The sequence below is a fragment of the Marivivens sp. ABH4_498 genome, assembly GCF_056160585.1.
Genome location: NZ_JBSWXL010000001.1, coordinates 323,740 through 350,114, shown reverse-complemented (window position 1 = coordinate 350,114; position 26,375 = coordinate 323,740). Strand labels below are relative to the sequence as shown.

The 26,375-nt window shown below is 57.5% G+C and carries 27 protein-coding genes; 20 read left to right on the top strand and 7 right to left on the bottom strand.

The window, feature by feature from the left end; genetic code table 11:
* Positions 1 to 8: 8 nt before the first annotated feature.
* From ACXAGA_RS01775 to ACXAGA_RS01765, 3 genes are read right to left on the bottom strand one after another with little or no spacing between them, the layout of a single operon-like run.
* Entirely contained in the window at positions 9 to 1,040 is a 1,032-nt protein-coding gene (locus tag ACXAGA_RS01775) for an ABC transporter substrate-binding protein (RefSeq protein WP_475115803.1), read from the bottom strand.
* Complete coding sequence (locus tag ACXAGA_RS01770) at positions 1,037 to 2,434, bottom strand: sensor histidine kinase (protein ID WP_475115802.1); 1,398 nt, start codon at positions 2,432 to 2,434, stop codon at positions 1,037 to 1,039. The genes ACXAGA_RS01775 and ACXAGA_RS01770 overlap by 4 nt, the downstream gene beginning before the upstream one ends.
* Entirely contained in the window at positions 2,427 to 3,098 is a 672-nt protein-coding gene (locus tag ACXAGA_RS01765; RefSeq protein WP_475115801.1) for a response regulator transcription factor, read from the bottom strand. Before ACXAGA_RS01765 ends, ACXAGA_RS01770 begins: the two co-directional genes overlap by 8 nt.
* Positions 3,099 to 3,292: 194 nt before the next feature.
* Here ACXAGA_RS01765 and ACXAGA_RS01760 point away from each other — a divergent pair, with 194 nt between their 5' ends.
* The 3 genes from ACXAGA_RS01760 (at position 3,293) to ACXAGA_RS01750 (ending at position 6,333) form a co-directional block, all read left to right on the top strand.
* Positions 3,293 to 4,279 carry a Bug family tripartite tricarboxylate transporter substrate binding protein gene (locus ACXAGA_RS01760; RefSeq protein ID WP_475115800.1) on the top strand — a complete coding sequence of 329 codons (987 nt, stop codon included), beginning with the start codon at positions 3,293 to 3,295 and terminating at the stop codon, positions 4,277 to 4,279.
* A gap of 79 nt (positions 4,280 to 4,358) precedes the next feature.
* Positions 4,359 to 4,790: a tripartite tricarboxylate transporter TctB family protein gene (locus tag ACXAGA_RS01755; RefSeq protein WP_475115799.1), complete on the top strand. Its 432-nt coding sequence runs from the start codon at positions 4,359 to 4,361 to the stop codon at positions 4,788 to 4,790.
* A 10-nt stretch (positions 4,791 to 4,800) separates the two neighbouring features.
* The gene (locus ACXAGA_RS01750) at positions 4,801 to 6,333 is read left to right on the top strand and encodes a tripartite tricarboxylate transporter permease (protein ID WP_475115798.1); all 1,533 of its coding nucleotides are present in this window, start codon (positions 4,801 to 4,803) and stop codon (positions 6,331 to 6,333) included.
* 58 nt (positions 6,334 to 6,391) lie between these two features.
* Here ACXAGA_RS01750 and ACXAGA_RS01745 read toward each other — a convergent pair whose 3' ends face one another.
* Complete coding sequence (locus tag ACXAGA_RS01745) at positions 6,392 to 8,581, bottom strand: primosomal protein N' (RefSeq protein WP_475115797.1); 2,190 nt, start codon at positions 8,579 to 8,581, stop codon at positions 6,392 to 6,394.
* Positions 8,582 to 8,670: 89 nt separating this feature from the next.
* Between ACXAGA_RS01745 and fsa the strand changes: the two genes are divergently transcribed.
* From fsa to ACXAGA_RS01725, 4 genes are all read left to right on the top strand, one after another.
* Positions 8,671 to 9,324: a fructose-6-phosphate aldolase gene (fsa, locus tag ACXAGA_RS01740; RefSeq protein WP_086451693.1), complete on the top strand. Its 654-nt coding sequence runs from the start codon at positions 8,671 to 8,673 to the stop codon at positions 9,322 to 9,324.
* Positions 9,325 to 9,503: 179 nt separating this feature from the next.
* Positions 9,504 to 10,211: a DUF484 family protein gene (locus ACXAGA_RS01735; RefSeq protein WP_475116212.1), complete on the top strand. Its 708-nt coding sequence runs from the start codon at positions 9,504 to 9,506 to the stop codon at positions 10,209 to 10,211.
* Positions 10,208 to 11,134, top strand: coding sequence for a tyrosine recombinase XerC (locus ACXAGA_RS01730; RefSeq protein WP_475115796.1), 927 nt, complete (start codon positions 10,208 to 10,210; stop codon positions 11,132 to 11,134). Before ACXAGA_RS01735 ends, ACXAGA_RS01730 begins: the two co-directional genes overlap by 4 nt.
* 39 nt (positions 11,135 to 11,173) lie before the next feature.
* A complete protein-coding gene (locus ACXAGA_RS01725; RefSeq protein ID WP_475115795.1) occupies positions 11,174 to 11,872 on the top strand; it encodes a CDP-alcohol phosphatidyltransferase family protein in 699 nt (232 codons plus the stop codon).
* On the opposite strand, the gene ACXAGA_RS01720 is transcribed toward ACXAGA_RS01725, so the two are convergent.
* Positions 11,869 to 12,294, bottom strand: a complete 426-nt coding sequence (locus tag ACXAGA_RS01720; protein WP_475115794.1) for a GNAT family N-acetyltransferase — start codon at positions 12,292 to 12,294, stop codon at positions 11,869 to 11,871. The two genes, ACXAGA_RS01725 and ACXAGA_RS01720, sit on opposite strands and share 4 nt — an antisense overlap.
* A 62-nt stretch (positions 12,295 to 12,356) precedes the next feature.
* Positions 12,357 to 15,254 (bottom strand): isoleucine--tRNA ligase, encoded by a 2,898-nt coding sequence (gene ileS / locus ACXAGA_RS01715; RefSeq protein WP_475115793.1) that lies wholly within the window; start codon positions 15,252 to 15,254, stop codon positions 12,357 to 12,359.
* 315 nt (positions 15,255 to 15,569) lie between these two features.
* Between ileS and ACXAGA_RS01710 the strand changes: the two genes are divergently transcribed.
* From ACXAGA_RS01710 to ACXAGA_RS01695, 4 genes are all read left to right on the top strand, one after another.
* A complete protein-coding gene (locus tag ACXAGA_RS01710; protein ID WP_475115792.1) occupies positions 15,570 to 15,968 on the top strand; it encodes a cupin domain-containing protein in 399 nt (132 codons plus the stop codon).
* 38 nt (positions 15,969 to 16,006) lie between these two features.
* A complete protein-coding gene (locus ACXAGA_RS01705) occupies positions 16,007 to 17,239 on the top strand; it encodes an MFS transporter (RefSeq protein WP_475115791.1) in 1,233 nt (410 codons plus the stop codon).
* A gap of 5 nt (positions 17,240 to 17,244) precedes the next feature.
* Positions 17,245 to 18,123: a 50S ribosomal protein L11 methyltransferase gene (locus tag ACXAGA_RS01700; protein WP_475115790.1), complete on the top strand. Its 879-nt coding sequence runs from the start codon at positions 17,245 to 17,247 to the stop codon at positions 18,121 to 18,123.
* A 271-nt stretch (positions 18,124 to 18,394) separates the two neighbouring features.
* Positions 18,395 to 18,598: a hypothetical protein gene (locus ACXAGA_RS01695; protein ID WP_475115789.1), complete on the top strand. Its 204-nt coding sequence runs from the start codon at positions 18,395 to 18,397 to the stop codon at positions 18,596 to 18,598.
* A 55-nt stretch (positions 18,599 to 18,653) separates the two neighbouring features.
* Here the strand turns inward: ACXAGA_RS01695 and ACXAGA_RS01690 are convergent, their stop codons facing one another.
* Positions 18,654 to 18,884 carry a DUF1127 domain-containing protein gene (locus ACXAGA_RS01690; RefSeq protein ID WP_475115788.1) on the bottom strand — a complete coding sequence of 77 codons (231 nt, stop codon included), beginning with the start codon at positions 18,882 to 18,884 and terminating at the stop codon, positions 18,654 to 18,656.
* A gap of 287 nt (positions 18,885 to 19,171) precedes the next feature.
* Between ACXAGA_RS01690 and ruvC the strand changes: the two genes are divergently transcribed.
* The 9 genes from ruvC (at position 19,172) to tolB (ending at position 26,324) form a co-directional block, all read left to right on the top strand.
* A complete protein-coding gene (gene ruvC / locus ACXAGA_RS01685; protein WP_086451704.1) occupies positions 19,172 to 19,681 on the top strand; it encodes a crossover junction endodeoxyribonuclease RuvC in 510 nt (169 codons plus the stop codon).
* Entirely contained in the window at positions 19,678 to 20,337 is a 660-nt protein-coding gene (gene ruvA / locus ACXAGA_RS01680; RefSeq protein ID WP_475115787.1) for a Holliday junction branch migration protein RuvA, read from the top strand. Before ruvC ends, ruvA begins: the two co-directional genes overlap by 4 nt.
* Positions 20,338 to 20,340: 3 nt before the next feature.
* Positions 20,341 to 21,357 carry a Holliday junction branch migration DNA helicase RuvB gene (gene ruvB / locus ACXAGA_RS01675; protein WP_475115786.1) on the top strand — a complete coding sequence of 339 codons (1,017 nt, stop codon included), beginning with the start codon at positions 20,341 to 20,343 and terminating at the stop codon, positions 21,355 to 21,357.
* A 31-nt stretch (positions 21,358 to 21,388) separates the two neighbouring features.
* On the top strand, positions 21,389 to 22,006 hold the full coding sequence (locus ACXAGA_RS01670; RefSeq protein ID WP_475115785.1) for a hypothetical protein: 618 nt from the start codon (positions 21,389 to 21,391) through the stop codon (positions 22,004 to 22,006).
* Positions 22,003 to 22,392, top strand: a complete 390-nt coding sequence (ybgC, locus tag ACXAGA_RS01665) for a tol-pal system-associated acyl-CoA thioesterase (RefSeq protein ID WP_475115784.1) — start codon at positions 22,003 to 22,005, stop codon at positions 22,390 to 22,392. Before ACXAGA_RS01670 ends, ybgC begins: the two co-directional genes overlap by 4 nt.
* Positions 22,393 to 22,534: 142 nt before the next feature.
* Positions 22,535 to 23,209, top strand: coding sequence for a protein TolQ (gene tolQ / locus ACXAGA_RS01660; RefSeq protein ID WP_475115783.1), 675 nt, complete (start codon positions 22,535 to 22,537; stop codon positions 23,207 to 23,209).
* Between the two features lie 3 nt (positions 23,210 to 23,212).
* Entirely contained in the window at positions 23,213 to 23,683 is a 471-nt protein-coding gene (gene tolR, locus ACXAGA_RS01655) for a protein TolR (protein ID WP_475115782.1), read from the top strand.
* Between the two features lie 4 nt (positions 23,684 to 23,687).
* Positions 23,688 to 24,851, top strand: a complete 1,164-nt coding sequence (locus ACXAGA_RS01650; RefSeq protein ID WP_475115781.1) for a hypothetical protein — start codon at positions 23,688 to 23,690, stop codon at positions 24,849 to 24,851.
* A gap of 147 nt (positions 24,852 to 24,998) precedes the next feature.
* Positions 24,999 to 26,324 (top strand): Tol-Pal system beta propeller repeat protein TolB, encoded by a 1,326-nt coding sequence (tolB, locus tag ACXAGA_RS01645; RefSeq protein ID WP_475115780.1) that lies wholly within the window; start codon positions 24,999 to 25,001, stop codon positions 26,322 to 26,324.
* Positions 26,325 to 26,375: the final 51 nt, after the last annotated feature.

Genomic DNA, 26,375 nt, shown 5'->3' with positions numbered 1-26,375 from the left:
CCCTTTTTCTATGGCAGGAACAGCAGCGCGGCGAATGTATCGCGCCAGTAGTCGATGAACCGTTCTTTGGCGTGTTGATCGACAGCGACCAGCAGGGGCAGCGACAGCGGAATAAACCGCTTCGCACTGGGCAGCAGCCCATTTTCCGCTGGATCATCAGGATAGATCAGGCCCATCCGCGAAATGACCCTTTGGCCCGTGTTCGACAGTAGAAAATCCAGCAACCTTTGGGCGGCGTCCGTGTGGCGCGCCTGTTTTGGGATCATATACCCGCGCGACAGGAACAGGGTGTAATCTTCGGGCAATACAACGCCGACATTTGGGATGTTCGCGTTTTGCACGTATGACCCCAACACGTTGTAAGCGATAAGAAATTCACCATCAGACACAGCGCGGATAATGCGTGCGGAACAACAGGTCGCAACTGCGCCAGACCGTGCGAAACCTTCTAGCATGGCGCCGAACGTGGTGGCTTCGGTACTGTCGGAAAAGGCAAATAGATACCCTAGACCAGAGGCTTCGATGTCATAGGTTGCGATGCGGCCCAGATATGAATTTGGGTTCTGACGCATCAGGTCCAGAAATTCGAAACGACTGTTTGGGACGTCTTCGGGGGCGACCAAATCTGTGTTGTAGATAATTACTGCGGGTTCTTCGGTCAGGCCCCACAATTCATCGCGCCAGCGGCGGGTTTCGGGTAGCCGCGCGGTTAATTCCGACCGATAGCTATGGGCGCAATTGCTGTTCACCAGATCGACCAATTGATGCACGGCGGACGACAAAATCGCGTCGGCGGGCGCTGTGCCTGCGGCGCAGTCAGACAGGCTCTGATCATATAAATCGTTCGATCCCCACTGTTCATAGACGACGGACAGGTCAGGGTTGGACGCGACAAAGGATTCGATGACAGGTCCAAAAATGGTCATGTCGGTCGTGGATCGGAACACCAATTCGGTCGGACCAGAGCCGAATGTCGCGGTTGCCTCTTGGGCGGAAACAGGCGCAGCGACCAGAGCAAGCGCGGTGATCAGGCGTTTCATGAAAAGGCCTCGTAGCTGCGGGGGAACACCAGCGCGGCGCGGAACCCGTCTGCGGTTTTTTCATATTTGAGTTCGCCATCAAACGCTTGGGCCACGGCGATGACAATCGACAGGCCGATACCTGCGCTGTCCTCTTTCGATGATGTGGTGCGTTCAAACCGTGATCCCAGTCGGGCCAGAACGGCATCGTCTGGGCCGTTTCCTGCGTCTTTGATCCATAGGGTGGCGTGGGTCGGGGTATAGCTGACGCCGATTTCGACAGGCGGAACACCGTGTTTCAGGGCGTTCGACAACAGGTTTTTGGCGGCTTGGGTCAGCGAAAATGCGTCGCCCAGAACATATGCAGGGTCTTCGGAAATATTCAGCGACACTTCGACATTCGGAGCAAGCAATTCGTGGTCGCGGGAATCCAGAATATCCAACGCTATATCGCGCAGATCGACCATTTGGCGGGGGATACTGTCGGACCTGTGTATGACCATGGCGCGGTTCAGCATTTGATCCAGCAAAACGCCCAATGACCGCGTCCGCGACAGCAGCCGTTCCAATGCGGCACGACTGCGATCTGTATCGGGTTCTGCCGTCACCATTTCGGCCTGCGCGCGGATAACGGCCACGGGTGTGCGCAGTTGATGGGCGGTGTCCGAAATCAGGTTTCGCATTGAATCCATCTGCCGTTCGGATCGCTGCATAAACCGGTTTACCTGCCGCAAAACGACATCAATTTCGGCAGGGGTGCCGGTCGTATTCATGGGCGTCAGGTCATAGGGATCACGGTCGATCAATGTTTGGGTCATGTCCTCTAGGCGTTTCATGGACGACCGGATAAGGATCAGTGCGACAACCAATAGCCCCAGACCGACAAACGCGGCGGGCACCAATGTATCGACCGTAACATCCCACGCCATCGCATCCCGCGCGCTGCGGGTTTGACCAACGGTCACCGATACAACGCCCGAAAATTCCCGTTCCGAAAAACGGCGTAGAACTGTCACGAACCGCGCTGGGTCGCCTTGCATCATGCCATCGTAGAAAAACGGACCAGAGCCGCGCAGCGAATTGGGTAGGGGCGCGTCATCGTGTCCGGTCAGTAGCGATTTATCCGATCCGCGCACGGCGTAGGAAACGCGGTCATCTGTGGCCAGCGACAACAGTTCAAACGCAGAGACAGGCAAATCCGCGATGGGGCGGCCATTCACGATGCGGATCGAATCCGCGATGTCGATTGCGGCGCCTTGGATCAGCCTGTCGTAGGATTGCCGCGCGGCTTGCCGTCCATTTTCAAACGACGCCAAGGCCACCAATAACCCGCCCAGTGCCATGATGGTCAGAACACCGGCCAGCACGCGCGAAAACAGCGACATGCTTTGGATTTTGCGCAGCAGGCTATCCATCCAGCGCAATCCGATACCCAACGCCGCGGCGGGTCGAAATGCTGACGTTCGATCCGCCAAGTTTTTTGCGCAATCGCGCGATGTAGAGTTCAATCGCGTTCAAACCGACGTCCGCATCATTGAAGGCGAACAGGCCGTCATACAAACGTTCTTTGTTCAGGTATTGCCCCTGATTTCGTAGCAACAGACCTAGTAGTGCGGCTTCGCGGCGGGTCAGGTCCAAACGGTTTCCGTTCAATTCAGCGGTTAACTGCGCAGGTGAAAACCGCAGTGACCCAAGGGCGATATGATCGGATTTTTGGTCGGAATCGCGACGCACTAGGGCGCGTAGGCGGGCTTCTAATTCGCGCTGGTCAAAGGGTTTGACCAGATAGTCATCCGCCCCCAAATCCAATGCGCCAACACGGTCATCAACGGACAAAAGCGCGGTTAGCATCAACACGGGGGTTCGGTCGCCGTTAGCCCGCAAACCGCGTAGCAAATCGGTGCCTGTTCCGTCGGGTAAATTGATGTCCAGAACCAGCGCGTCATAGGATTGAACGGCCAAAAAATCTTTGGCAGATTCGACGCCTTCGGCCCAATCACAGGCCATCCCAGACCGATTCAGACCGGCGGTCACGGCTTCGGCCAGATCAGCGGCATCCTCTACCATCAATACGCGCATTCTGTGATTCTCCTCCCTCAAGTCCATGAATTTGCGGCACAAAACTTATGACAGGTTCGTGACAGCTTATGGCTCTAGGGTCTTGTCTTAACCCGCAAGGAGGATGCTGCATAGGGTAGCATAAGAACGCGGGGAGAAGACGTCGGGTGGGTCAGACTACCGAAATTTGCCCGACACCTGTGGAGGAAAACAAAATGATTAAAGCAACCCGTTTGACCGCGGCAGCAATCCTGCTGGGCGCATCGGCTCTGTCCGTTTCGGCCGAAGGTTTCACCCCTGAAAACCCAGAATGTATCGCACCTGCAAACCCAGGTGGTGGTTGGGATTTCACCTGCCGTCAGGTAGGCAAGTCGATGCAGGATCTGGGCCTGATTGATCAGACCATGCAGGTTGTGAACTTGGCCGGTGGCGGCGGCGGCGTTGCATTCGCCGAAGTCGTGAATAAACGCGGCGACGACAACGACCTGATCGTTGCAGCATCCACCGCAACCGCGACCCGTCTGGCACAGGGTGCATACCCGGGTAACACCATGGATCAGGTGCGTTGGCTGGCGACGATCGGCGCAGACTACGGCGTGATCGCAGTGGCTGCAGACAGCGAAGTTGACGACCTGCCAGAACTGCTGGACATGATCAAAGCGGACCCAACATCGGTTTCCGTTGCTGGCGGTTCAGCTGTTGGCGGCTGGGACCACCTAAAGGTTCTGATCGCAGCAAACGCATACGGCATCGAAGACGTGCGCACCGTGAAATACATCGCATTCGATGGCGGCGGCGAAGCGGTTACTCAACTGCTGGGCGGTTCGGTTCAGGCATTCACCGGTGACATTTCCGAAGCCAAAGGTTTCGTAGATTCCGGCGATATCCGCGTGATCGCAGTTCTGTCGCCAGAGCGTCTGGACGGTGAATTTGCTGCGTTCCCAACGGCACGTGAACAGGGCATCGAAGCCATCGGCGCAAACTGGCGCGGTTTCTACGCACCTGGCGATATGTCGGACGAAGCATATGACGCTTGGGTCGGTCAGATCGCTGCGCTGTATGCATCGGACGAATGGAAAGACATCATGGCGAACAACGGTCTGGCTCCACTGGACCTGCAAGGCGCTGAATTCGAAGCTTTCGTGTCCGACTCTGTTGCGCAGATCCAAACCATTTCGCGTGAAATCGGCATCATTCAGTAATTCTGCTGAATTTCAAATACAGGACGCCGCACGGGTTGCGGCGTCCTGACCTTATCCGCTTGTTGAATAGGAGATCCCAATGAGTGATCGTATATTCGGCATCGTCGGAATTATCCTGTCTATCGCGTTTGCCATGTCGGCCTTTGCAATTCAGGAAAGTTTCCTATCTGACGCTGTCGGCCCCAAAGCCTTTCCTTTGATCATCGCGACCATCTTGGGTGTGTCGAGCCTGGTCATCGCCATCAAACCTGATCCCGAACCCCATTGGCCGCCGTTCGCGCGCATGGCCGAAGTGTTCGCGGCAATCGTTGTGTTGGCTCTGTATGCACAAATGTTGCCTGTAATCGGTTTCGTCATCGCGACTGCAATTGCAGCTGCGTATCTATCGTGGCGTTTGGGTTCGTCGGTTGTTGCCTCTGTCCTGACGGGCATTGGCACGTCGGTCGGTATCTACGCGATTTTCCATCTGGTTCTGGGCCTGTCATTGGCCAAAGGCCCATTGGGTTTCTAAGGGGGCAAAAATGGAAATCCTTGCACAACTTGGCGACGGTTTTGCTGTCGCGCTGACTTGGGAAAACCTGCTGCTGGCGCTGCTGGGCTGTTTTCTGGGCACCATCATGGGCGCATTGCCGGGCCTTGGGCCATCGAACGGCGTTGCGATCCTGATCCCGCTGGCGTTCACCTTGGGGCTGGGGGCGACGCCATCGTTGATCCTGCTGACGTCCGTTTATTACGGGGCGATGTACGGGGGGCGGATCAGTTCGATCCTATTGAACATCCCCGGCGATGAACCTGCGATGATGACCTGTTTAGACGGGTATCCCATGGCGAAAAAAGGTATGGCAGGCGAAGCGCTGTCCCTGTCCGGCATCGCGTCTTTCGTGGGTGCGTTCCTTGCGACTTGGGGTCTGATCCTGCTGGCGCCTCAGCTGGTGAAAATCGCGCTGCTGTTCGGCCCTGCGGAATATTTTGCGCTGTTTGCGCTGGCGTTCATGACGCTGGGCGGCGTGTCGTCGACCAATCAGGCGAAATCGGCCTTTGCGGCTGCGCTGGGTCTGGGTCTGGCGATGATCGGTGTGGACACACAAACCGGCGTGCCGCGTTTCACCTTTGGCGAAGTCCACCTGTACGACGGTCTGGATTTCCTAGTCGCCATCGTGGGTCTGTTCGCTCTGTCCGAAGTGTTCATCTTTCTTGAAGAACGCCACGGCAATTCCAGCGCCGACAACAGCAAGCTAAAAGTAAAACGCCTGACGCCACCGTTGTCGATGATCAAAGCCTGTACGCCAACCATGCTGCGCACGTCCTTTTTGGGCTTTATCGCGGGTGTTCTGCCAGGTGCGGGTGCATCGCTGGGGTCTTTCATCAGCTATTCGATGGAAAAACGTCTGGTCGACAAAGAAGGCACATTTGGCACGGGCGACCCACGCGGGGTTGCCGCACCAGAGGCTGGCAACAACGCAGCCGCAGGTGGCGCGCTGGTGCCTATGCTGGCGCTAGGCGTTCCGGGTTCGGGTACAACGGCCGTTTTGCTGGCGGTTCTGCTGTCGCTGAACATCACCCCTGGTCCGCTGTTGTTCACTCAAAACCCTGATGTGGTTTGGGGCCTGATCGCGGCGCTGTTCATTGCGAACTTTATGCTGTTGGCGATGAACATCCCGATGGTTGGCCTGTTCACCCGTCTGTTGATGGTGCCGCCAAAGATCCTGATGCCAATCGTGGCGATGGTCAGCTTTGTCGGTATCTACGGCATTTCGGGGTCGTCGTTCGACCTGATGGTGATGATCGGTTTCGGCATCATGGGTTGGATCTTGCGTAAACTGGATGTTCCGCTGGTGCCGATCATTCTGGGTACGCTGCTGGGCAACACGATGGAAAACAACCTGCGTCGCGCAATCACCATCGATAATGGCGATTGGTTCACCCTGATCGATAGCCCCTTGGCTATTGGCCTGTGGGCGATTGCGATCATCGGTTTCATCCTGCCGCTGATCGTGGGCCGTCGCGTCAAAGCGAAAATGCGCCGCGACGAAGAGGGCGCCATCAGCGACTAATCCCCCGCTGACAACGTTTCCTCCTGAAAGGGGCCGGTGCGCTACGCCGGTCCCTTTTTTAATAGAAACTTTGCGGATCGATATCGATTTGCAGACGCACGTTATTCGGCAGACGCAGGTTCGACGTCCACCGTGATAGCGCCTGTTGAATGGGGGCTGTCTTTTCTGCCTTCACCAACAAACGCACGCGGTGCCGCCCGCGCACCCGCGCAATCGGGGCAGGCGCAGGGCCAAAGACCTGCGCGCCGATCTGTTGCAACGGCCCAGCCGTGCGGGCCAGATGGTTGGCCAGATCGAACACCTCTTCGATGTTGGGGCCTGACACGACGATACCCGCCATACGGCCAAAGGGCGGCATGCCAGCGGCCTGACGTTCGGCGGCCTCGGCTGCCCAAAATTGCTCTTCGTCGCCTGACAGGATCGCGCGGATCACGTGGTGTTCGGGCTGATAGGTTTGCAGTAGCGCGACACCGGGTTTGTCGGCGCGGCCCGCGCGGCCTGCTACCTGACGCATCAATTGGAATGTCCGTTCCGCCGCCCGCAAATCCGATCCCTGCAGGCCCAGATCCGCGTCGATCACGCCAACCAGCGTCAGACGTGGAAAGTTGTGCCCCTTGGCGACCAATTGCGTGCCGATGATGATGTCGATGTCGCCGTTTGCGATCTCTTCTATCTTTTCTTTGATCGCGCGGGCGGACCCGAACAGGTCAGACGACAGCACGGCGATTTTGGCGTCGGGGAACAGCTCGGCGACCTCTTCGGCCATGCGTTCAACACCGGGGCCGACGGGGTTCAGTTTACCCTCGGCTTCGCATTTCGGGCAGGTTTCGGGCATTGGTTTGGTTTCGCCGCACTGGTGGCACATCAGGCGTTTTAGGAACCTGTGTTCCACCATCCGCGCGTCGCAATGATCGCACGCAATTTGATGCCCGCAGGCGCGGCAGATCGTCAGCGGCGCGTACCCGCGGCGGTTCAAAAACACGAGCGATTGTTCGCCTTTGGCAATCCGATCGGTGATCGCCGCGCGCAAGGCGGGCGAAATCCAGCGGCCAGACGGGACATCCTGATCGCGCATGTCGATGGCCTGCATGTCCGGCAGAACGGAATCGCCGAAACGGGACGTCAGCGTGATGCGGCTGTATTTGCCCTGTTCGGCGTTGGCCCAGCTTTCCAAACTGGGGGTCGCCGATGCCAGAACGACCTGCGCCGCGTTCAGCGACGCCCGCAGCACCGCCATATCGCGCGCATTATATAGAACGCCGTCATCTTGTTTATAGGATGTGTCGTGTTCTTCATCGACGATGATCAGGCCCAGATCGCGATAGGGCAGGAACAGCGCCGACCGCGCGCCAACGATCAGCTGCGCGTCGCCATTGCCCACCATTTTCCAACAGCGGCGGCGTTCGGTCATGGTCACGCCCGAATGCCATTCGGCAGGCTTCATCCTGAACCGTGCCTCGACCCGCGTTATAAATTCAGACGTCAGCGCGATTTCAGGCAACAGGACCAACGCCTGACGGTTTTGGCGCAGGCATTCGGCGACAGCCTCTAGGTAGACCTCGGTTTTGCCCGATCCTGTGACGCCCTTTAGCAATGTCGTGCCATATTGGCCCGAACGGATGCCCGTCCGCAGTTGTTCGGCGGCGGCGGCCTGATCGTCGGACAATTCTTTGCCGCCGTAGTCTGGGTCCAGCTGCGGATAGGGCAGGTCGCGTGGCGTGTCCTCTTCGCTGACGGCGCCTTGTTTGACCAACCCTTTGATCACGGATGACGACGTGCCCGCCATTTCGGCCAGTTCGGACAAAGTGAACGACAGCCCGCCGTATTCATCCAGCACGTTTAATACCCGCTGGCGCGCATCGGTCATGCGGTCGGGGTCGCGGTCGCCCATGCGGTAGACTTTGCGCATCGACGGCGCATCGCCCAATCCGGGGGCACGGGTGGCCAGCCGCATCATCGCGTTCATCGGCGTCAGGGTATAGGCGCCGACCTTTTGCAGGAACTGGCGCATTTCGTCCCGCATCGGGGCCACATCCAATACGCGGTTGATTGACCGCGCCTTTGACAGATCAAACCCACCGATTCCATCGCCCCAGACGCAACCCAGCACTTTGCGTGGGCCCAAAGGCACCTCGACATAGGCGCCCAGCCAACAGCCACCTTCGGGCGCCTTGTAATCCAAGGGCCGATCTAGGGGCTGCGCTGTTAGAACGCTGACCAATTCACCTTCTGCGTAGAATTCTGCCACGGGGGTCCGTTGTTTTGGGTTTTCGTATCTTACCTTCTGAGGTAAACGCTGGCCTAAGCAACGCCAACCCACAACATGAGGCAATTGTCATGAAATTCTTCCTAGATACCGCCGAAGTCGACGCAATCCGCGAATTGAACGATTTGGGCATGGTCGACGGCGTGACCACCAACCCGTCGCTGATCCTGAAATCGGGCCGTGACATTCTGGAAGTCACCAAAGAAATCGCAGACATGGTCGAAGGTCCAGTTTCCGCCGAAGCCGTTTCGATGGATTTCGAATCCATGCTGGCCGAAGGCGAAAAGCTGGCGAAAATCGCTGACAACATCGCGGTTAAGGTGCCTTTGACTTGGGCAGGTCTGCAAACCTGTAAAATCCTGTCGTCGCGCGGCATCAAGGTCAACGTGACCCTGTGTTTCTCGGTGAACCAAGCGATTCTGGCTGCCAAAGCTGGCGCTACGTTCATTTCGCCATTCATCGGCCGTCTGGACGACATCAACTTGGATGGTCTGCAACTGATCGAAGACATCCGCACCGTTTACGACAACTACGGTTTCGAAACCCAGATTCTGGCGGCATCCGTGCGTAACGCAAACCACATTTCGGAATGCGCCAAAATCGGTGCTGACGTTGTGACTGCGCCTCCTGCGGTTATCAAAGCAATGGCTAACCACGTTCTGACCGACAAAGGTCTGGCTCAGTTCGAAGCTGACTGGGCAAAAACTGGCCAGAAAATCGTCTAATCTATCTGATTTTACCAAAGGGGGCGGCCGATTTCGGCGGCCCCCTTTGTCGTTTTTATGGGGGCCCGTTTCCGCCTAAAGCTGCACAAATGGGGCGTTATTCTTGCGGGAATCTAAGCGGTGTGTCATTGTTGCGCCATATTATTTTTTAGGTGATTACGAGTATGGGCGAGGAAGAAATGAAATCCGGTTCGCAAATTGATCCGAAATTACGCGACATGATCCTGTCCGATCCCGAAATTTTGCTGGACGATACCGATGTGATGAGCGCGCTTGTCACCGCAAATGAAAAAGCGATGGGGACCAATATTGTGGACCTGCGCGGGATTGCGATGTCGCGTCTGGAAAACCGTCTGGACCGCCTAGAGGATACCCACCGCAACGTGATTGCGGCGGCGTATGACAATCTGGCGGGAACCAATCAAATCCACCGCGCTGTTTTGCGCATGATGGAACCCGTTCAGTTCGAAACATTCCTGACCGATCTGGGCGGCGAAGTTGCCGAAATTCTGCGCGTCGACGCGATGCGTTTGGTTCTGGAAACCGACGCCGAAGACGGTCAAGCCACCGCGCGCCGCGTGGGCGAAGTGCTGCATGTCGCGAACCCCGGATTTGTTCAGGATTACCTGACCCAAGGCCGCAATGTCCCGCTGCGTCAGGTCACGCTGCGCCAGACCCAAGGCGGAGAAGACACGCTGTACGGCGATAAAGCGGATTACATCCGGTCCGAGGCTTGCCTGCGTTTGGATTTCGGGCCGGGTCGCCGTCCGGGGATGTTGGTCATGGGCGCCGAAGATCCACATCAGTTTTCACCGCAACAGGGCACCGATCTGCTGGGGTTCTTTGCGGGCGTGTTTGAACGCGCGATGCGCCGCTGGTTGGAATGATATCGCCCGCCCTGACAGATGCGTTGGCGCGTTGGCTGGACCATGTGCGCGCAATTGACGGGGCGGCTGAAAACACGGTCAAAGCCTATCAAAACGATGTTTTGGCGTTTTTGGCGTTTATCCAAAATCATCACGGGCAGGCGTCAGGCCTGAATGCGATCAAAGGCCTGACGGTTTCAGACATGCGGTCTTGGATGGCGCACGAACGGGGCAGGGGCGTTGCGGCGCGATCATTGGCGCGCATGCTATCGGCGGTCAAATCGTTCATCCGCTATATGGCTGAACGCCATGATTTTGACCCTTCGGCCGTTCTGATGACCCGCGCACCGAAATTTCAGAAAAAACTGCCGCGTCCGTTGGCCGTTGATGCGGCCAAGGCGATGATTGAAACGGCAGAGTTTCAGGCCCGCGAACACTGGGCCGCGTTGCGCGATGTGGCGGCTATTACGCTGATGTACGGCTGCGGCCTGCGCATATCCGAAGCGTTGGGTCTAAAGGGCCGTGATGCGCCGTTGGCGGATGTTATCCGCATCACTGGTAAGGGCGGCAAAGAACGCATCGTGCCTGTGGTCCCCGCTGCCCGCAATGCGGTCGAATCTTATCGCGCGGCCTGTCCCCATGATTTGGCGGACGATCTGCCGCTGTTCCGCGGGATCCGCGGGGGTGCGCTGAATGCGGCGCAATTGCAAAAAACGGTTGCGCAAACGCGGATGCAGCTGGGTTTGCCTGCAACAGCGACGCCCCACGCGCTGCGTCACAGTTTTGCGACGCATCTGTTGAATGCTGGCGGTGATTTGCGTGCGATTCAGGAACTATTGGGGCACGCATCGTTAAATACGACCCAGATGTATACCGCTGTGGATACGGCCCGTTTGATGGAGGTGTATAAATCTGCCCATCCTCGCGCCACTGGGCAAAAATAAACGGTTGAGCGAAGCTGCCGTTTGGGCCATGAACATCGGATGAAAATCACACACAAAGCGCTCGGCGTTCATCTACTGACCGCATCCGGAGCGATCTTCGCCCTTCTTGCCATGCTTGCGGCTGTCGATGGTCAGTGGAGCGTTATGTTCCTGTGGCTGGTCGTTGCCTTTTTTGTGGATGGCATCGACGGACCGTTGGCCCGTAAATATGACGTCAAAAAGAATAGCCCCGTTTACGATGGCGTTCTGCTGGATCTGATTATTGACTACCTGACCTATGTGTTTGTCCCTGCAATCGCGCTGTTCAAACACCCTGAATTGCTGCCCGGATGGGGCGGCTGGTTTGCGATCATGGTGATTGTCTTTACGTCTGCGCTGTATTTCGCGGATACGCGGATGAAAACCAAAGACTATTCATTCTCTGGCTTTCCAGGGTGCTGGAACATGTTCGTCTTGGTCGTCTTCGCAATTAAACCCGATTACTACGTGATCTTGGGGCTGGTTGTGGCGCTGTCGATTGCCATGTTCCTGCCGATCAAATTCATTCACCCAACCCGTACGCGTCGCTGGCGCAAACTATCGCTGCCGATTGCGATCGCGTGGACAGGCTTTGCCGGTTGGGCAGCGTGGGTCGATTTCCACCCCGAAAGCTGGGCCCATTACGGGCTGGTCATCACCTCTGTCTATCTGATCGCGGTTGGCGCTTTGCAGCAGCTGATCTACGGCAAAGAAGGTTAAAGAGCCTTAATCATCAGGCGATGCTGGATGCCGGCATCGTCGAATTCGGGGCCAGTCGCTGTGTACCCCAGTTTTTCGTAGAACGGGATCGCCGATAGCTGCGCATCCAGACGCGATTCCGAAAACCCGTTTGCCGCAGCGTACTCTAGCACTGCCAGCATCAGGTCGCGGCCAATCCGAGTGCCGCGCGCATCGCGCAGGACCGCAACGCGCTGAACCTTGGCATACCCTTTGTCTAGTAGCCGCGCGGTGCCCATCGGGACACCGTTGACCCGCGCCAGAAAATGCACGCAGGCATCCTCTAGATCGTCCAGTTCCAATTCGGGCGGGACGTTCTGTTCATTCACGAAAACAGTGGTGCGGATGTCATAGCAGGCTTGGCGGTCCTGCGGCGTGTCGACGATGGTGATGGTATTGGTCATGCGCCAATCTGTGACACCAGTCTGCGCAAAAGAAAAGGGCGCCCGAAGGCGCCCCAAACTGTTTATCCCAGTGCCGCGTCACAGCGTCCGCAGACGCCTGCGTGGCTGTGGGTGCCAACGTCCGGCAGGATTTTCCAGCAGCGCTGGCATTTCTCTCCGGTGGCTTTGTCGAACACGACCGCAACGCCTTCGATGTCGTTCAGGCGGAACGCGTCTTCGGGGGCTGCGGCGTTGGTCAGGGTGATGCCTGATGTGATGCACAGGTCCTCGAACGCGACGGTTTTCAGTGCCTCTAGGATCGCGGTGTCCGCCACGTAAACGGTTGGCGCTGCCTCTAGCGATGCGCCGATCACCTTTTCTCGGCGCTGGATTTCCAGTGCTGCGGTGACAACGCGGCGAACCTTGCGGATGCCGGCCCATTTCGCGGCCAGCTCTGGGTTTTTCCAGTCGGCTGGGGTGTCAGGGAAATCGACCAGATGGACCGATGCGCCGTCTTCTTTGTGACGCTCTAGCCAGACCTCTTCCATGGTAAAGGTCAAGATCGGCGCCAGCCAAGTTGTCAGGCGGCTGAACAGGATATCCAGAACGGTGCGCGATGCGCGGCGTTGCAGGGTATCGCCGTCACAGTACAGCGCGTCCTTGCGGATGTCGAAATAGTAGGCCGACAGGTCCACGGTGGCAAAGTTGAACAGCGCTTGGAACACACCTTGGAAATCGTATTCGGTGTAACCTTTGCGAACGACGTCGTCCAATTCGGCCAGACGGTGCAGAACCCATTGTTCCAGTTCTGGCATATCTTCGGGCGCGGTGCGGTCGGATTCGGTGAAATCGTTCAGCGATCCCAGCATGAAACGCATGGTGTTGCGCAGGCGGCGATAGCTGTCTGCTACGCCTTTGATGATTTTGTCACCGATGCGCAGGTCCGTTGTGTAATCCGACTGCGCCACCCACAGACGCAGGATGTCTGCGCCGAACTGGTTGCACACGTCTTCGGGCGCGACGGTGTTGCCGATGGATTTGGACATCTTCATGCCCTTTTCATCCAACGTGAAACCGTGGGTCAGCACGCCTTTGTACGGGGCGCGACCTTTGGTGCCGCAGGCCTGAAGCATCGACGAATGGAACCAACCGCGGTGTTGGTCGGTGCCTTCTAGGTACAGATCCGCGATGCCGTCTGCTGCGCCGTCTGGGCGGTCACGCAGAACGAAAGCGTGGGTCGAACCGGAATCGAACCAAACGTCCAGAACGTCGAACACCTGTTCGTAATCGTCAGGGTTGGCCGCGTTGCCGAATACCTTTTCCTTGAACCCGTCGGTGTACCAGACGTCCGCGCCGTGTTCTTCGAACTCGGCCGCGATGCGAGCGTTGATTTCCGCGTTGCGCAGCAGGAAATTTTCGTCGGTCGGCAATACGCCTTTGCGAACGAAACAGGTCAAAGGAACGCCCCACGCGCGTTGACGCGACAGAACCCAATCTGGGCGCGCTTCGATCATCGAATACAGACGGTTGCGGCCCGTTTGCGGGGTCCATTTCACCAGCTGATCGATGGATGTCAGCGCACGTTCACGGATGGTTTTGCCATAGGTGTCTTGGCCATCGTTCACGTCTTTGTCGATCGCGGCAAACCATTGCGGCGTGTTGCGATAGATCACTGGTGCTTTGGACCGCCACGAATGCGGGTACGAGTGTTTCAGCTTTGCCTTACCGAACAGGGCGCTGACGTAGGCCATCTGTTTGATGTTCGCGACGTTTGCCGGGCCTTCTTTGCCGTCAGGTGCAACAACGTGCATACCTGCAAAGATCGGCAGATCCGAACGATAGCTGGAATCTTCGGTGATGTTATAGGTCATTTGCAGACCGTATTTCAGACCGACCTGATAGTCGTCGTCACCGTGGCTAGGCGCTGTGTGAACGAAACCTGTACCTGCCTCTTCGGTGACGTGGTCACCTGGCAGCATTGGTACGTCATAGTCCCATTCGCCATTGCCGTTTTCAACGCCGCGATAGGGGTGCGCAAGGATCATGCCGTCCAGAGCGTCCGCCGCAACATCGCCCACGCGTTCGAACGCCGTGACCCGCACGCCCTGCATGACACTTTCTGCCAATGCGTCGGCCAGCAGAACAACTTCGCCGACGGTGGCGGCGGAATGTTCGTGAACCTCGGTCACTTTATATAGGCCGTAGTTGATCGACGGGCCAAAGCAGACCGCGCGGTTTTGCGGGATAGTCCACGGGGTGGTGGTCCAGATCACAACGCTGAAATCATCGGCAGACACTTTTTCGCCGCCCGACACAGGTTTGAAACGCACCCAAACCTGATGGCTGGTGTGATCGTGATATTCGACCTCTGCCTCTGCCAATGCGGTTTTTTCAACGGGCGACCACATCACAGGTTTCGAACCTTGATACAGGGTGCCGTTCATCAGCAGTTTCATGAACTCTTCGGCGATCACGCGTTCGGCGTGATAGTTCATGGTCAGATACGGATCAGCCCAGTTGCCGGTGATGCCCAGACGTTTGAATTCTTCGCGCTGGATGTCGATCCAACCTTCGGCGAATTTGCGGCATTCCTGACGGAAATCGATGACTGGAACTTCGTCTTTGTTTTTGCCGTCGGCGCGGTATTTTTCTTCGATCTTCCATTCGATCGGCAGGCCGTGACAATCCCAGCCCGGAACATAGCGCGCATCGCGGCCCAGCATCTGCTGCGAACGGACGATGAAATCTTTTAGGATTTTGTTCAGCGCGTGGCCGATGTGCAGGTGGCCGTTCGCATACGGAGGGCCATCGTGCAGGATGAATGGTTCGCGGCCCGTTTTTTCGCGCAGGCGGTCGTAGATGCCGATTTCGTTCCAACGGGCCAGCCATTCAGGTTCGCGCTGGGGCAGGCCCGCGCGCATTGGGAAATCGGTCTCTGGTAGGTTCAGTGTGTCTTTGTAGTCAGGCGTATCGGCGCACATAGGGGCGTCCTTTGTCACGTGTATATCTGGGATTGGGTCGGTGCGAAGCGTCATACACCTTTGCCCGGCGTCTCTGGTCGTCAGAGCGCCGGGGATATAATTCGAATGATGATCGGGTTGCGTGACATCATGAGGCGCTTATAGGCCCTGTAAAATTGGGCGTAAACCCGTCTGAGGGGGCCCATAGCGGCCAACCCACCTGTTGGCCCAAAAATTCCATTCGTATAGTGCCTAATTTTTGGGCGAAAGCGACATGTGGGTGTCGAAAATGGCAAAGCGAGTCGGGCTATTAGGCTTCAGCGTGGGCCTATGGACATGAGCTTTATCAAACCGTTTATGGTCGATGCGACCCAAGTCCCGCAGGATAGCGGCGACGCGGACGTGTTCGGCACGGTCAAATGGCGCACCCTGATTTGCGGCGATGTGACGCCCGCAGCGGGGACGGTCATGGGGATCGCTGAATTTGATGCTGGCGGAACGCTTCGCCTGCATCGGCATGAACCGTCCGAAATTTATTTCGGTTTGTCGGGATCGGGGACCGTGACGATTGACGGCATCCCACATGAAATCCGTCAGGGCGTGACGATCCTGATCCCTGAAAACGCGCTGCATGAAACGGTCGCGGGGCCGGGTGGGCTGAGTTTCCTATATACCTTCCCCAAGGATCGTTTTTCGGACGTCCAGTATCGGTTTGCAGGCACTGACAGCGAATAGTTCTGTGCAGGGGGCACATATTTTCGTAATGGTGCGGCATGACAAAAATCGTGCCTCTTGATTCCGCTGGATCATTGCCCCTGTGGCGACGCCCCATTTCGTTGCTGTTTCTGATATCGATGGCATTGCCGATCGCGTTTTCGACGTGGAATGCTTTGCTGAATAACTTTGTGATCGAGGTCGCGAATTTCGAAGGCGACGACATCGGCCTGCTGCATACAGTCCGTGAAATTCCGGGGTTTCTGGCGATTGGCGTGATCGTGTTGTTGCTGTTTATCCGCGAACAGCGGCTGGGGCTGATGTCGCTGCTGTTGTTGGGCGTGTCCACGGGCGTTACCGCGTGGTTCCCGACCTTGGGCGGCATTTTGATGATCACGACCTTTAGTTCGATCGGGTTCCACTATTTCGAAACGGTGAACCAGTCGCTGCAGTTGCAGTGGATCGACAAAGCCAAGGCGCCGCAAACCTTGGGCTGGATCATGGCGGCGGGGTCGGGGGCGACCTTTGTGGCCTATGTCCTGCTGGTGCTGACGTGGAAAACGCTGGGGCTGTCATATAACACTGTCTACATGGTGTCTGGCGGCATAACTGCCCTGATCGCGCTGTTCTGCCTGATCGCCTATCCGCAATTCGAGGCCCCAAATCCCCAAGTTAAATCTTTCGTCCTGCGGCGTCGCTATTGGCTGTATTACGCGCTGCAATTCATGTCGGGCGCACGCCGCCAAATTTTTGTGGTGTTCGCAGGGTTCATGATGGTCGAACGGTTCGGGTTCGAAGTCCACGAAGTCACGAGCCTGTTTCTGCTGACGCTGATCGTCAACATGGTTTTCGCGCCGTTTCTGGGCAAAGCGGTGGCCATATGGGGCGAACGCCGCGCGCTGGCGTTCGAATATACGGGATTGGTGGCCGTGTTCTTGTGTTATGGCGGCGTGTTTTATTTTGGCTGGGGCGTGGCGATCGCGGCGGCGCTCTATGTGATCGACCATATCTTTTTCGCGCTGGCGCTGGCGCTGAAAACCTATTTCCAGAAAATCGCGGATCCGGGTGATATTGCGCCAACGGCGGCGGTGGCCTTTACCATCAACCACGTCGCGGCGGTGTTCTTGCCGGTGCTGTTGGGCCTGCTGTGGCTGAAATCCCCGCTCTTGGTCTTTTTGCTTGCGGCTGGTATGGCAGCGGTGTCCCTGTGTCTGGCGCTGCTGATCCCGCGCCATCCGACCGAAGGGTATGAAACAATTTTGACGCGCCCTCGGGCTGCCCCTGCCGAATAAAGCTTATGACCGACCTGACCTATTCCGCCATTGCCGTTGTCCCATCTCTTGATCAGGCCGAGGCGTTGGCGCTGGCTTGCGAAAATCTGTACCCCGAACCAACGGGCGTCGGCAGTTTCGAAATCGAAGACGGTTCGGGCCTGTTCGAAGTCGCCGCCTATTTCGTGGAAAAACCGGATCAGGCGGGTCTGGCGCTGCTGTCCGCAATGCACGGGGCCAAAGATTTCGTTATCTCTGAGGTGCCGCAAATCGACTGGGTTGCGCATGTGAAACGCGAATTGGCCCCCGTCGAAGCTGGCCGTTTCTTTGTTTACGGCAGCCACGACGCGGACAAGGTGCCATCGGATAAGATCGCCCTGCTGATCGAAGCGGCGATGGCATTCGGCACAGGGCACCATGGAACCACATTGGGTTGCCTGCGCGCGCTGGACCGGATCGCGTCCGAAGGCGCCGCACCGAAAAAGGCAATTGATGTTGGCTGCGGCACGGCAGTTTTGGCGATGGGCGCGGCGCGCGTTTGGCCAGATGCGACGGTATTGGCATCCGATATTGATCAGGTGGCCGTGAATGTCGCTGAAACCAATTTGGCAGCGAACGGGATGTCTGGGTCGGTCTTGTGCCTAGAGGCCGCAGGTTTCGATGCGCCAGAAATCGGGCAAGCTGGGCCATACGACCTGATTTTTGCCAATATTCTAAAAGGCCCGCTCATTTCCATCGCGCCTGATATGGCCGATCACGCAGCGCCTGGGGCGCATGCGATTCTTTCGGGAATCCTGAACGAACAGGCCGATAGCGTACTTTCGGTCTATAACGGACAGGGTTTTATCCTAAAGTATCGCGAGGTTGTCGGAGATTGGACAACACTGACCCTAACATTTGGATAATGTTTCCAAATCGGGGAAGTTTGCCCCGATTTTGTCATGGTTTTTTTGACAAAGGTTAAAAGTTTGTTAATGCCCGCATTAGTACGGTGGGGGCTGTACGCGTAAGGTGTATGTTATGGGTCAAAATGAGAGTGCGTTTGAGGCCCGCGTTGATAGAATTGAACGGTCTTACGAAATGCGCACTGCGAATGGCGTAAGACACGAAATTCTAAGTGACGGGTTAATTGTTGCACGGCCGCGCAGACGCGCGCCGCGGTTTCCCTGGAGAGGGTTGGCTATTTGCGGGGTTGCATTGGTTGGGTTCAAGGTTCTGGTGTTGATGAATCTGGGGCCGAATGTGTATGCGCAACGTGTTGATATGCTGGCTGACGGCACCGTCTTTGAACGGGCAGGTGCATGGTTTATGCAGGTTGATGTGGTCACGAAATGGACCGCCGATAACTTGACGGCGCTGATTAAAACGGCGCTGCGATAACAAAAAGGACCGCCCGATTGGGCGGTCCTTTTGCATTACGTCAAATGACAGTGGATCAGTTGAATGCGCCTTTGCGCGCGATTTCGTTGATCTGGCCACGGGTCAGGCCGATGTCGTTCAGTTCGTGGTCTGACAAACCGTCCAGCGTTTTCAGGGTTTTGCGCAGTTCGATCCAGTTCTGGATGCGGGCGATCTGGTCATAGATGAACGATACTGCCTGATAAGCGGCGCGGGACGATGCTGCGGTGTCTGGCGACAGCGCAATCGGTGCAGCAACTAGTGCCATTTTAGTTCCTCATTACTCTGTTGCCGCAGTGCGGCATGATGTGTGTTCTGAGGCCCACGTAATCCGCCCGAATTGCAAAAACCATCGCCAGTTTTGCATAGTAATTATGCGTTTTTGGAATGGCTAATTTTTGTGCAAATAGATCGTTTTTTAATCATGTGATCTGTCGCAAATCGTCGCCGGCTGTTCGCTTTTGGGGTAATGTAGGTTGAGTGATCGCAAAAGCGGCTTGGCGTTTGTTCGCGTTTTGTGCTATTTGTCGAAAAAGAGCAGAATAAGGCACAGCAATGCGCGTGATCGGAATCGATCCGGGGCTGCGAAATATGGGCTGGGGAATCATCGATGTATCGGGGTCCCGACTGGCGCATGTGGCGAACGGAATATGCAAATCTGACGGCAAGGCCGATCTATCAAACCGATTGCTGGACCTGCATGATCAGCTGACCGCTGTTTTTTCCGAATACAAACCTGACGCCGCTGCGGTCGAACAGACGTTTGTCAACAAGGACGCTGTTGCGACCCTGAAACTGGGGCAGGCACGGGGGATCGCGCTGTTGGTGCCTGCACAGGCGGGGCTGACCGTTGGGGAATATCTGCCGAACGCGGTGAAAAAGGCTGTGGTGGGTGTGGGTCACGCCGATAAAAAACAGATCGACCATATGGTGCGTCTGCAATTGCCCGGCGTGAAAATTAACGGCGTCGATGCGGCGGATGCCTTGGCCATTGCGATTTGTCATTCGCACCACTGTCAATCTGCGGGCCATCTGTCCCGCGCAATCGCAAAGGCCGCAGGATGATCGGTAAACTGTCTGGTATCGTCGATTACAAAGGTCTGGATCACGTCATGATCGACGTGCGCGGCGTGGGCTATATCGTCTATTGTTCCGACCGCGTTATGGCCGCCATCCCGCCCGTGGGCGAAGCAGTTGCGTTATACACCGACCTATTGGTGCGCGAAGATTTGATGCAGCTGTTCGGGTTTTCGACGCTGGTCGAAAAGGAATGGCACCGCCTGCTGACGGGCGTTCAGGGCATCGGGCCAAAGGCGTCTTTGGCGATTTTGGGCACGCTAGGCCCCGAAGGCGTGAGCCGCGCGATTGCGCTGGGTGATGCGTCGGCGGTTGCCCGTGCCAAAGGCGTTGGCCCGAAAACGGCGCAGCGCGTGGTGCTAGAGCTGAAGAACAAAGCGCCGTCCGTCATGGCGATGTCAGGACAAGAAGCGACCGTTTCGGACGACGTGGTTGAGGCCGAAACGCCAACGAAAAAGCCGCGCAAAACCGCGCCGCCGAAACAGAACACCGCCCAGCCAGAGGCGTTGTCCGCCCTGCAAAATCTGGGCTACGGCCCGTCGGATGCGGCGTCGGCTGTGGCAACCGCGCTAGAGGCGGATCCCGATCTGGACACTGGCGCGTTGATCAAATCCGCGCTGAAACTGCTGGCGCCGAAAGGGTAATCGATGGACCGCACCGAAGATCTGTCGCCCGAACGGCAATCGTCAGATAACGACCGCGCTCTGCGTCCGCAGGGGTTGGATGAATTCATCGGTCAAGCCGAAGCCCGCGCCAACCTGCGCGTGTTCATCGAATCCGCCAAACGGCGCGGCGAAGCGATGGATCACACGTTGTTCCACGGCCCACCCGGATTGGGCAAAACGACCCTTGCGCAGATTATGTCGCGCGAATTGGGCGTGAATTTCCGCATGACATCGGGCCCTGTGCTGGCCAAAGCGGGCGATCTGGCCGCGATCCTGACAAACCTTGAGGCGCGGGACGTTCTGTTCATCGACGAAATCCACCGCATGAACCCCGCGGTCGAAGAGGTTCTCTATCCCGCGATGGAGGACTACGAACTGGATTTGGTCATTGGCGAAGGCCCCGCCGCGCGGACCGTTCGGATCGAATTGCAGCCCTTTACGTTGGTCGGCGCGACGACACGTTTGGGCCTACTGACCACGCCGCTGCGGGACCGTTTCGGCATTCCGACACGGCTCGAATTCTATAACGTCGATGAATTGCATCAGATCGTCACGCGTGGTGCGCGGCTGCTGGGTGCGCCTGCGGATGACGATGGGGCGCATGAAATTGCAAAACGGGCGCGCGGCACACCGCGTATTGCGGGCCGTTTGCTGCGCCGAGTCGTCGATTTCGCCGTTGTCGAAGGTGACGGCCGGGTGACCCAAGCCATCGCTGACCGTGCGCTGACCCGTTTGGGTGTGGATAGTCTGGGGCTGGATAGCGCCGACCGTCGATATATGCGTCTAATGGCCGAAAGTTACGGCGGCGGCCCCGTGGGGATCGAAACGCTATCCGCAGCCCTGTCCGAAAGCCGCGACGCGCTAGAGGAAGTGATCGAACCCTATCTGCTGCAACAGGGCCTGATCCAGCGAACGCCGCGCGGGCGGATGTTGGCGGCTGCGGCATGGCGGCATCTGGGATTGGACGCACCGCGCAGCGAACAGGATTTGTTCGGTTGAAACGCGGGGCAGGGGCGGCTATCGAAACGGCATGACACCTGAACAGATTACACAGCTATTCACCCGCGCCGATGGCACGTATCTATGCGCTCGTTGGGGACGCCCCATTGTGCCCGTCGTTTTCGGAGTAGAAGAGGAAACTCTGAAAATCCTGAAAGGCGCGATCGAAGCAACCGTCGGTATGGCAGGCCACAAAATGGCCGAAACGGATACCGAACTGGGCGCGAACCTGATGATCTTTTTCTGCCGCGAATGGGATGATCTGCTGGGTGTGCCCAATCTGGAAAAACTGCTGGATGGTCTGCCCGATCTGGTGACGCGCCTGGACGGATCACATGCGAACCAGTACCGCACTTTCCGTTTTGACAAAGACGGCGCGATCAATTCCTGCGTTGTGGTTTTGCGCATGGACGGCGATCTGGCGAAACAGCCCGCTGCCGACATCGCATTGGCCCAAGCCGCGCAGATGTTGCTGACGTGGGGCGATGGCTCGTTTGCAGAACAATCGCCATTGGCGATTGCGGGCGACACGACCGTTTTACGCCCTGACATCGGCGCGCTGATCCGCGCGGCCTATGATCCGGTTCTGCCCGCCTGTGACCGCGATGCATCGCATAGTTACCGTTTATTTGCACGGATGTCCCAATGACCCATCGTTTTGAATGCCACGTCTATTACGAAGACACCGATCTGGCTGGCATCGTTTATTACGCCAATTACATGAAATTCATCGAACGCGCCCGCACCGAATGGGTGCGCACGCGCGGTGTGGATCAGGTCGCGTTGAAAGAAAACGAAGGTATCGTTTTCGCGGTCCGCAGGGTCGAAGCCGACTATCTGCACCCCGCCAAATTCGACGATGATCTGGTGGTTGAGACCAAGGTCGAATCCATGACGGGTGCGCGGATCACGTTGCAGCAGGACGTTTTGCGCGATGGGGAATTGCTGTTTACGTCGCATGTTACGCTGGTTGCGATTGGCCCGAACGGGTCTCCGGCGCGATTGCCACAGGAATTGCGCCGCGCTTTGCACTGATAAATCGGCCAAACTGGCTGAAAATCGCGTATTTCAGTGCTGAAACGCAACCGTGATAGCAAGTCTATTGGCAAATCGCCTGTGGATAATGTATTTCGGTTTCCAACAGCGGGAAAACCGCGCGACAGTACAGAGCAGGCACATGGAAGCAGCAACCGACTACACGATGTGGGCGTTATTCGCCCGCGCGACGATCCTTGTTAAATTAGTGATGATCATGTTGGTCCTTGCATCCGTTTGGTGCTGGGCTGTGATCGTTGATAAAATCGTTCAATACCGCAAAGCCCGCGCCGAAGCCGCCGTGTTCGATCGTGCGTTCTGGTCGGGCGAGCCATTGAACGACCTGTTTGACAAAATCGGCACCACGCCAACCGGCCCCAGCGAACGGATTTTCGTCGCGGGTATGATGGAATGGCAGCGCAGCATCAAAGGCGACGGTGGTTTCATCGCAAACGCCCATGCCCGCATTGACCGTTCAATGGATGTCGCCATCGCGAAAGAGGCAGCCAAGCTGCAAAAAGGTCTGCCCGTTCTGGCGACCGTTGGTTCGACCGCGCCGTTCGTTGGTCTGTTCGGTACGGTTTGGGGAATCATGAATTCGTTCATCGAAATCGCCGAGGCCCAAACAACCAATTTGGCCGTTGTTGCCCCCGGTATTTCCGAAGCGTTGCTGGCAACCGGTCTGGGCCTTTTGGCCGCGATCCCTGCTGTTGTGTTCTACAACAAACTAACCAACGACAGCGACCATATTGTTGCTGGGTACGAAGCATTCGCCGATGAATTTTCGACCATCCTTGGTCGTCAGTTGGACAGCTAAGCGATGGGTGCGGGCGTTACGAAAAAGGCATCGGGCGGCGGGTCTCGTCGTCGTCGCCGCGTGCGCGGCGGCAGTGCTGCTATGTCTGAAATCAACATCACGCCATTTGTGGACGTGATGCTGGTTTTGCTGATAATTTTCATGGTGGCTGCGCCGTTGATGACGGTGGGCGTGCCTGTTGAACTGCCTAAAACGCAGGCCTCGGCGCTGCCTACCGATGACGAAGAGCCGCTGACAGTGACCATCACCGCCGAAGGTCAGGTTATGATCCAGAATTCCGAAACCGATCAGGCCGAATTGGTGACCAAGCTACAGGCGATTGCCGCCGAACGGACCAGCGACCGTATTTATCTGCGCGCGGATGGGGCCAACAATTGGAACCGCGTGGCCGAGATCATGGGCCTGTTGAACGCGGGTGGGTTTTCGAACATCGGTCTGGTGACCGACATCGCGACCTCGGGGTCGAACGGATAACGCCGTGGATTTTCAACGCTACAGCGTCGGAACATGGGTGTCGGGGGTCGGCCACGCGGGTCTGATCCTATGGCTTGTCGTCGGCTGGGGAATGAATAACGAACCGATGGAATTCGAAGTGGCCGATGTGTCGGTCATTTCGGGGGCGGAATATGATGCCTTGGTCGCGGCGACATCCCCGCAGACCACCACCGATCCGTTGCCTGACATGATTGCGCCCACGGTCGATGACACGCCGCCAGATGCGGTGCCGTTGGAACCCGAACCCGCCCCAGCAGAACCGGCACCCCAGGCGCCCGCCGCACCTGTGGAAGACACGCCGCCGCCCGCGCCGCCCGCACGCCCCGAACCGGTTGAGCCGCCCGTCGAAACCGTGGCCGAACCCACGCCTCCATCGCCAGACGTCGGCGCGCAGGATTTACCTATTTCGCCGCGCCCGATGGAACGGCCTGCGGATCGTATCGCATCCGTGCCGACGCCGTCGCAGCCTGAATTGGACGTGGCGCCCGAACCCGTGGCCCCGGTGACCCAAGCCGAGGCTGAACAAACGCCCGAAGTGGTCGAAGAAGAACGCGACGCCGCAGCCCCCGAAGAAACCGCGACGCGCATCGTGTCGGCGGACGAAACCCCTGCAGCTGCTGCGCCAACATCGTCGCCGCGCCCACCTGCGCGCCCATCGGCATTGCGTACGCAGCCAGCGCCAACGCCCGAACCTGCCGAAACGCAGACAGCCGCTGCGCCTGAACCCGCCGAAGAACCTGCGCGCGACGCCGAAGCCGACGCAATCGCCGCCGCATTGGCCGCTGCGACTTCGTCGGCGGCTGCAAATCAGGGCCCAGCGACCTCTGGCCCGCCATTGTCCAGCGGCGAAGAAAGCGCATTTAAAAACGCCGTCAGCGCCTGTTGGGTTGTCGATAGCGGTGCGCAGTCCGCGAATGTGACTGTGACGGTTGCCTTTTCGCTGACCCGCGAAGGCCGCATTGATGGGGATGTTCGTCAGATTGGCGTTTCGGGCGGCGATAGCAGCGCGGCCAGCGCAGCGTTTGAATCGGCCCGCCGTGCGATTTTGCGGTGCCAGTCGTCTGGCTATCCTTTGCCCCCCGAAAAATACGAAACATGGAAAGACGTGGAACTGACGTTTGATCCTGCATCCATGAGCCTAAGGTGATCGTCATGCCGAATGTTCGCGCTGTTGTGATCCCGATTTGGCACCTTTCCGCCCAATTTCCCCATGCTTTCGCGGGAAATATGGTAAATGACCTATCAAATATTCCATGCTGTCGTTCGATTGGAACGCCCGCTTATGAGGACCTGAATGTTTAAGAAACTATTGATCCTTTTGGCCGCCATTATTTTGGCTGGCCCTGTGGCGGCTCAGCCGTTGCGATTGACCATTACGGATGGTGTCATTGAACCGCTGCCCTATGCGCTGCCGTCCTTTGACGCTGAAACCGCTGGCTCCGAGGCGATGGCCGCACAGATCAGCCAAGTCATTGCCGACGATTTGTCGGGCACGGGCCTGTTCCGCCAGATCCCTTCGTCCGCGTTCATCAGCCGTCATGTGTTTAACACCACGCCTGCCTATGCGGATTGGCGCGCGATTAACGCGCAGGCGTTGATCACGGGCGCAGTGGCTGTGACCGGCGATCAGGTTGTCGTCAAATTCCGCCTGTTCGACGTGTTTACGGGCGCTGAAATGGGTGACGGCCAGCAATTGGTTGCCAGCGCGTCTGGCAACGGGTGGCGCCGTTTGGCACACAAGGTCGCCGATCAGGTTTATAGCCGTATCACAGGCGAAGCAGGCTATTTCGACAGCCGCGTGATCTATGTTGCGGAAACGGGCCCCAAAGATAACCGCCGCAAGGTTATTTCGATCATGGACTACGATGGCCGCAACGCCGAGGCGCTGACGTCGGGCGGCGACATCGTGTTCGCTCCGCGTTTTTCGCCATCGGGTGACCGCGTTTTGTATACGTCGTTGCAGCCCGGTGTTGGCACGCGGATCGTTATGCTGGACGTAAATTCCGCATCGGCGCGCCCAATCACCACGGCCCCTGGCAACATGGCGTTTTCGCCGCGATTTAACCGCGACGGCACCAAGGTGATTTATTCTCTGGAAACAGGTGGGAACACCGATATCTGGATGACCGATATCGCAACGGGTCAGCACACGCGCCTGACCAGCGCGCCGTCGATTGAAACTGGCCCCAGCTTTTCGCCAGATGGATCGCAGATCGTGTTTGAATCGGACCGTTCGGGTGGTCAGCAGCTATATGTGATGTCCGTCAATGGCGGCGAAGCGCGCCGTATTTCATTCGGCGACGGCCGCTACGGCACACCCGTTTGGTCGCCGCGCGGTGATATGATCGCGTTCACCAAACAAAACGCGGGCCGTTTCCATATTGGCGTGATGCGCACGGATGGATCGAATGAACGCCTGCTGTCGTCGGCTTCGGGCGGGTATCTGGACGAAAGCCCGACATGGGCGCCCAATGGCCGCGTGATTATGTTCTTCCGCGAAACGCTGGGCGAAAACGGTGGTCCTTCGTTGTATTCGGTGGATATTTCGGGCCGCAATTTGCGTCAGGTTCCGCTGGGCGGGTTCGCATCCGACCCGTCGTGGGGCCCGTTGCTACGCTAAACTTTCGGGCGGATTCCCAACTGGGGCCGCCCGTGTTATCATCTGACCAAG

What these genes read in the sequence shown, in the direction of transcription:
- ACXAGA_RS01775 (WP_475115803.1), bottom strand. Translation starts at nt 1,040, where the DNA reads ATGAAACGCCTGATCACCGCGCTTGCTCTGGTCGCTGCGCCTGTTTCC.
- ACXAGA_RS01770 (WP_475115802.1), bottom strand. Translation starts at nt 2,434, where the DNA reads ATGGATAGCCTGCTGCGCAAAATCCAAAGCATGTCGCTGTTTTCGCGC.
- ACXAGA_RS01765 (WP_475115801.1), bottom strand. Translation starts at nt 3,098, where the DNA reads ATGCGCGTATTGATGGTAGAGGATGCCGCTGATCTGGCCGAAGCCGTG.
- ACXAGA_RS01760 (WP_475115800.1), top strand. Translation starts at nt 3,293, where the DNA reads ATGATTAAAGCAACCCGTTTGACCGCGGCAGCAATCCTGCTGGGCGCA.
- ACXAGA_RS01755 (WP_475115799.1), top strand. Translation starts at nt 4,359, where the DNA reads ATGAGTGATCGTATATTCGGCATCGTCGGAATTATCCTGTCTATCGCG.
- ACXAGA_RS01750 (WP_475115798.1), top strand. Translation starts at nt 4,801, where the DNA reads ATGGAAATCCTTGCACAACTTGGCGACGGTTTTGCTGTCGCGCTGACT.
- fsa (WP_086451693.1), top strand. Translation starts at nt 8,671, where the DNA reads ATGAAATTCTTCCTAGATACCGCCGAAGTCGACGCAATCCGCGAATTG.
- ACXAGA_RS01735 (WP_475116212.1), top strand. Translation starts at nt 9,504, where the DNA reads ATGAAATCCGGTTCGCAAATTGATCCGAAATTACGCGACATGATCCTG.
- ACXAGA_RS01730 (WP_475115796.1), top strand. Translation starts at nt 10,208, where the DNA reads ATGATATCGCCCGCCCTGACAGATGCGTTGGCGCGTTGGCTGGACCAT.
- ACXAGA_RS01725 (WP_475115795.1), top strand. Translation starts at nt 11,174, where the DNA reads ATGAAAATCACACACAAAGCGCTCGGCGTTCATCTACTGACCGCATCC.
- ACXAGA_RS01720 (WP_475115794.1), bottom strand. Translation starts at nt 12,294, where the DNA reads ATGACCAATACCATCACCATCGTCGACACGCCGCAGGACCGCCAAGCC.
- ileS (WP_475115793.1), bottom strand. Translation starts at nt 15,254, where the DNA reads ATGTGCGCCGATACGCCTGACTACAAAGACACACTGAACCTACCAGAG.
- ACXAGA_RS01710 (WP_475115792.1), top strand. Translation starts at nt 15,570, where the DNA reads ATGAGCTTTATCAAACCGTTTATGGTCGATGCGACCCAAGTCCCGCAG.
- ACXAGA_RS01705 (WP_475115791.1), top strand. Translation starts at nt 16,007, where the DNA reads ATGACAAAAATCGTGCCTCTTGATTCCGCTGGATCATTGCCCCTGTGG.
- ACXAGA_RS01700 (WP_475115790.1), top strand. Translation starts at nt 17,245, where the DNA reads ATGACCGACCTGACCTATTCCGCCATTGCCGTTGTCCCATCTCTTGAT.
- ACXAGA_RS01690 (WP_475115788.1), bottom strand. Translation starts at nt 18,884, where the DNA reads ATGGCACTAGTTGCTGCACCGATTGCGCTGTCGCCAGACACCGCAGCA.
- ruvC (WP_086451704.1), top strand. Translation starts at nt 19,172, where the DNA reads ATGCGCGTGATCGGAATCGATCCGGGGCTGCGAAATATGGGCTGGGGA.
- ruvA (WP_475115787.1), top strand. Translation starts at nt 19,678, where the DNA reads ATGATCGGTAAACTGTCTGGTATCGTCGATTACAAAGGTCTGGATCAC.
- ruvB (WP_475115786.1), top strand. Translation starts at nt 20,341, where the DNA reads ATGGACCGCACCGAAGATCTGTCGCCCGAACGGCAATCGTCAGATAAC.
- ACXAGA_RS01670 (WP_475115785.1), top strand. Translation starts at nt 21,389, where the DNA reads ATGACACCTGAACAGATTACACAGCTATTCACCCGCGCCGATGGCACG.
- ybgC (WP_475115784.1), top strand. Translation starts at nt 22,003, where the DNA reads ATGACCCATCGTTTTGAATGCCACGTCTATTACGAAGACACCGATCTG.
- tolQ (WP_475115783.1), top strand. Translation starts at nt 22,535, where the DNA reads ATGGAAGCAGCAACCGACTACACGATGTGGGCGTTATTCGCCCGCGCG.
- tolR (WP_475115782.1), top strand. Translation starts at nt 23,213, where the DNA reads ATGGGTGCGGGCGTTACGAAAAAGGCATCGGGCGGCGGGTCTCGTCGT.
- tolB (WP_475115780.1), top strand. Translation starts at nt 24,999, where the DNA reads ATGTTTAAGAAACTATTGATCCTTTTGGCCGCCATTATTTTGGCTGGC.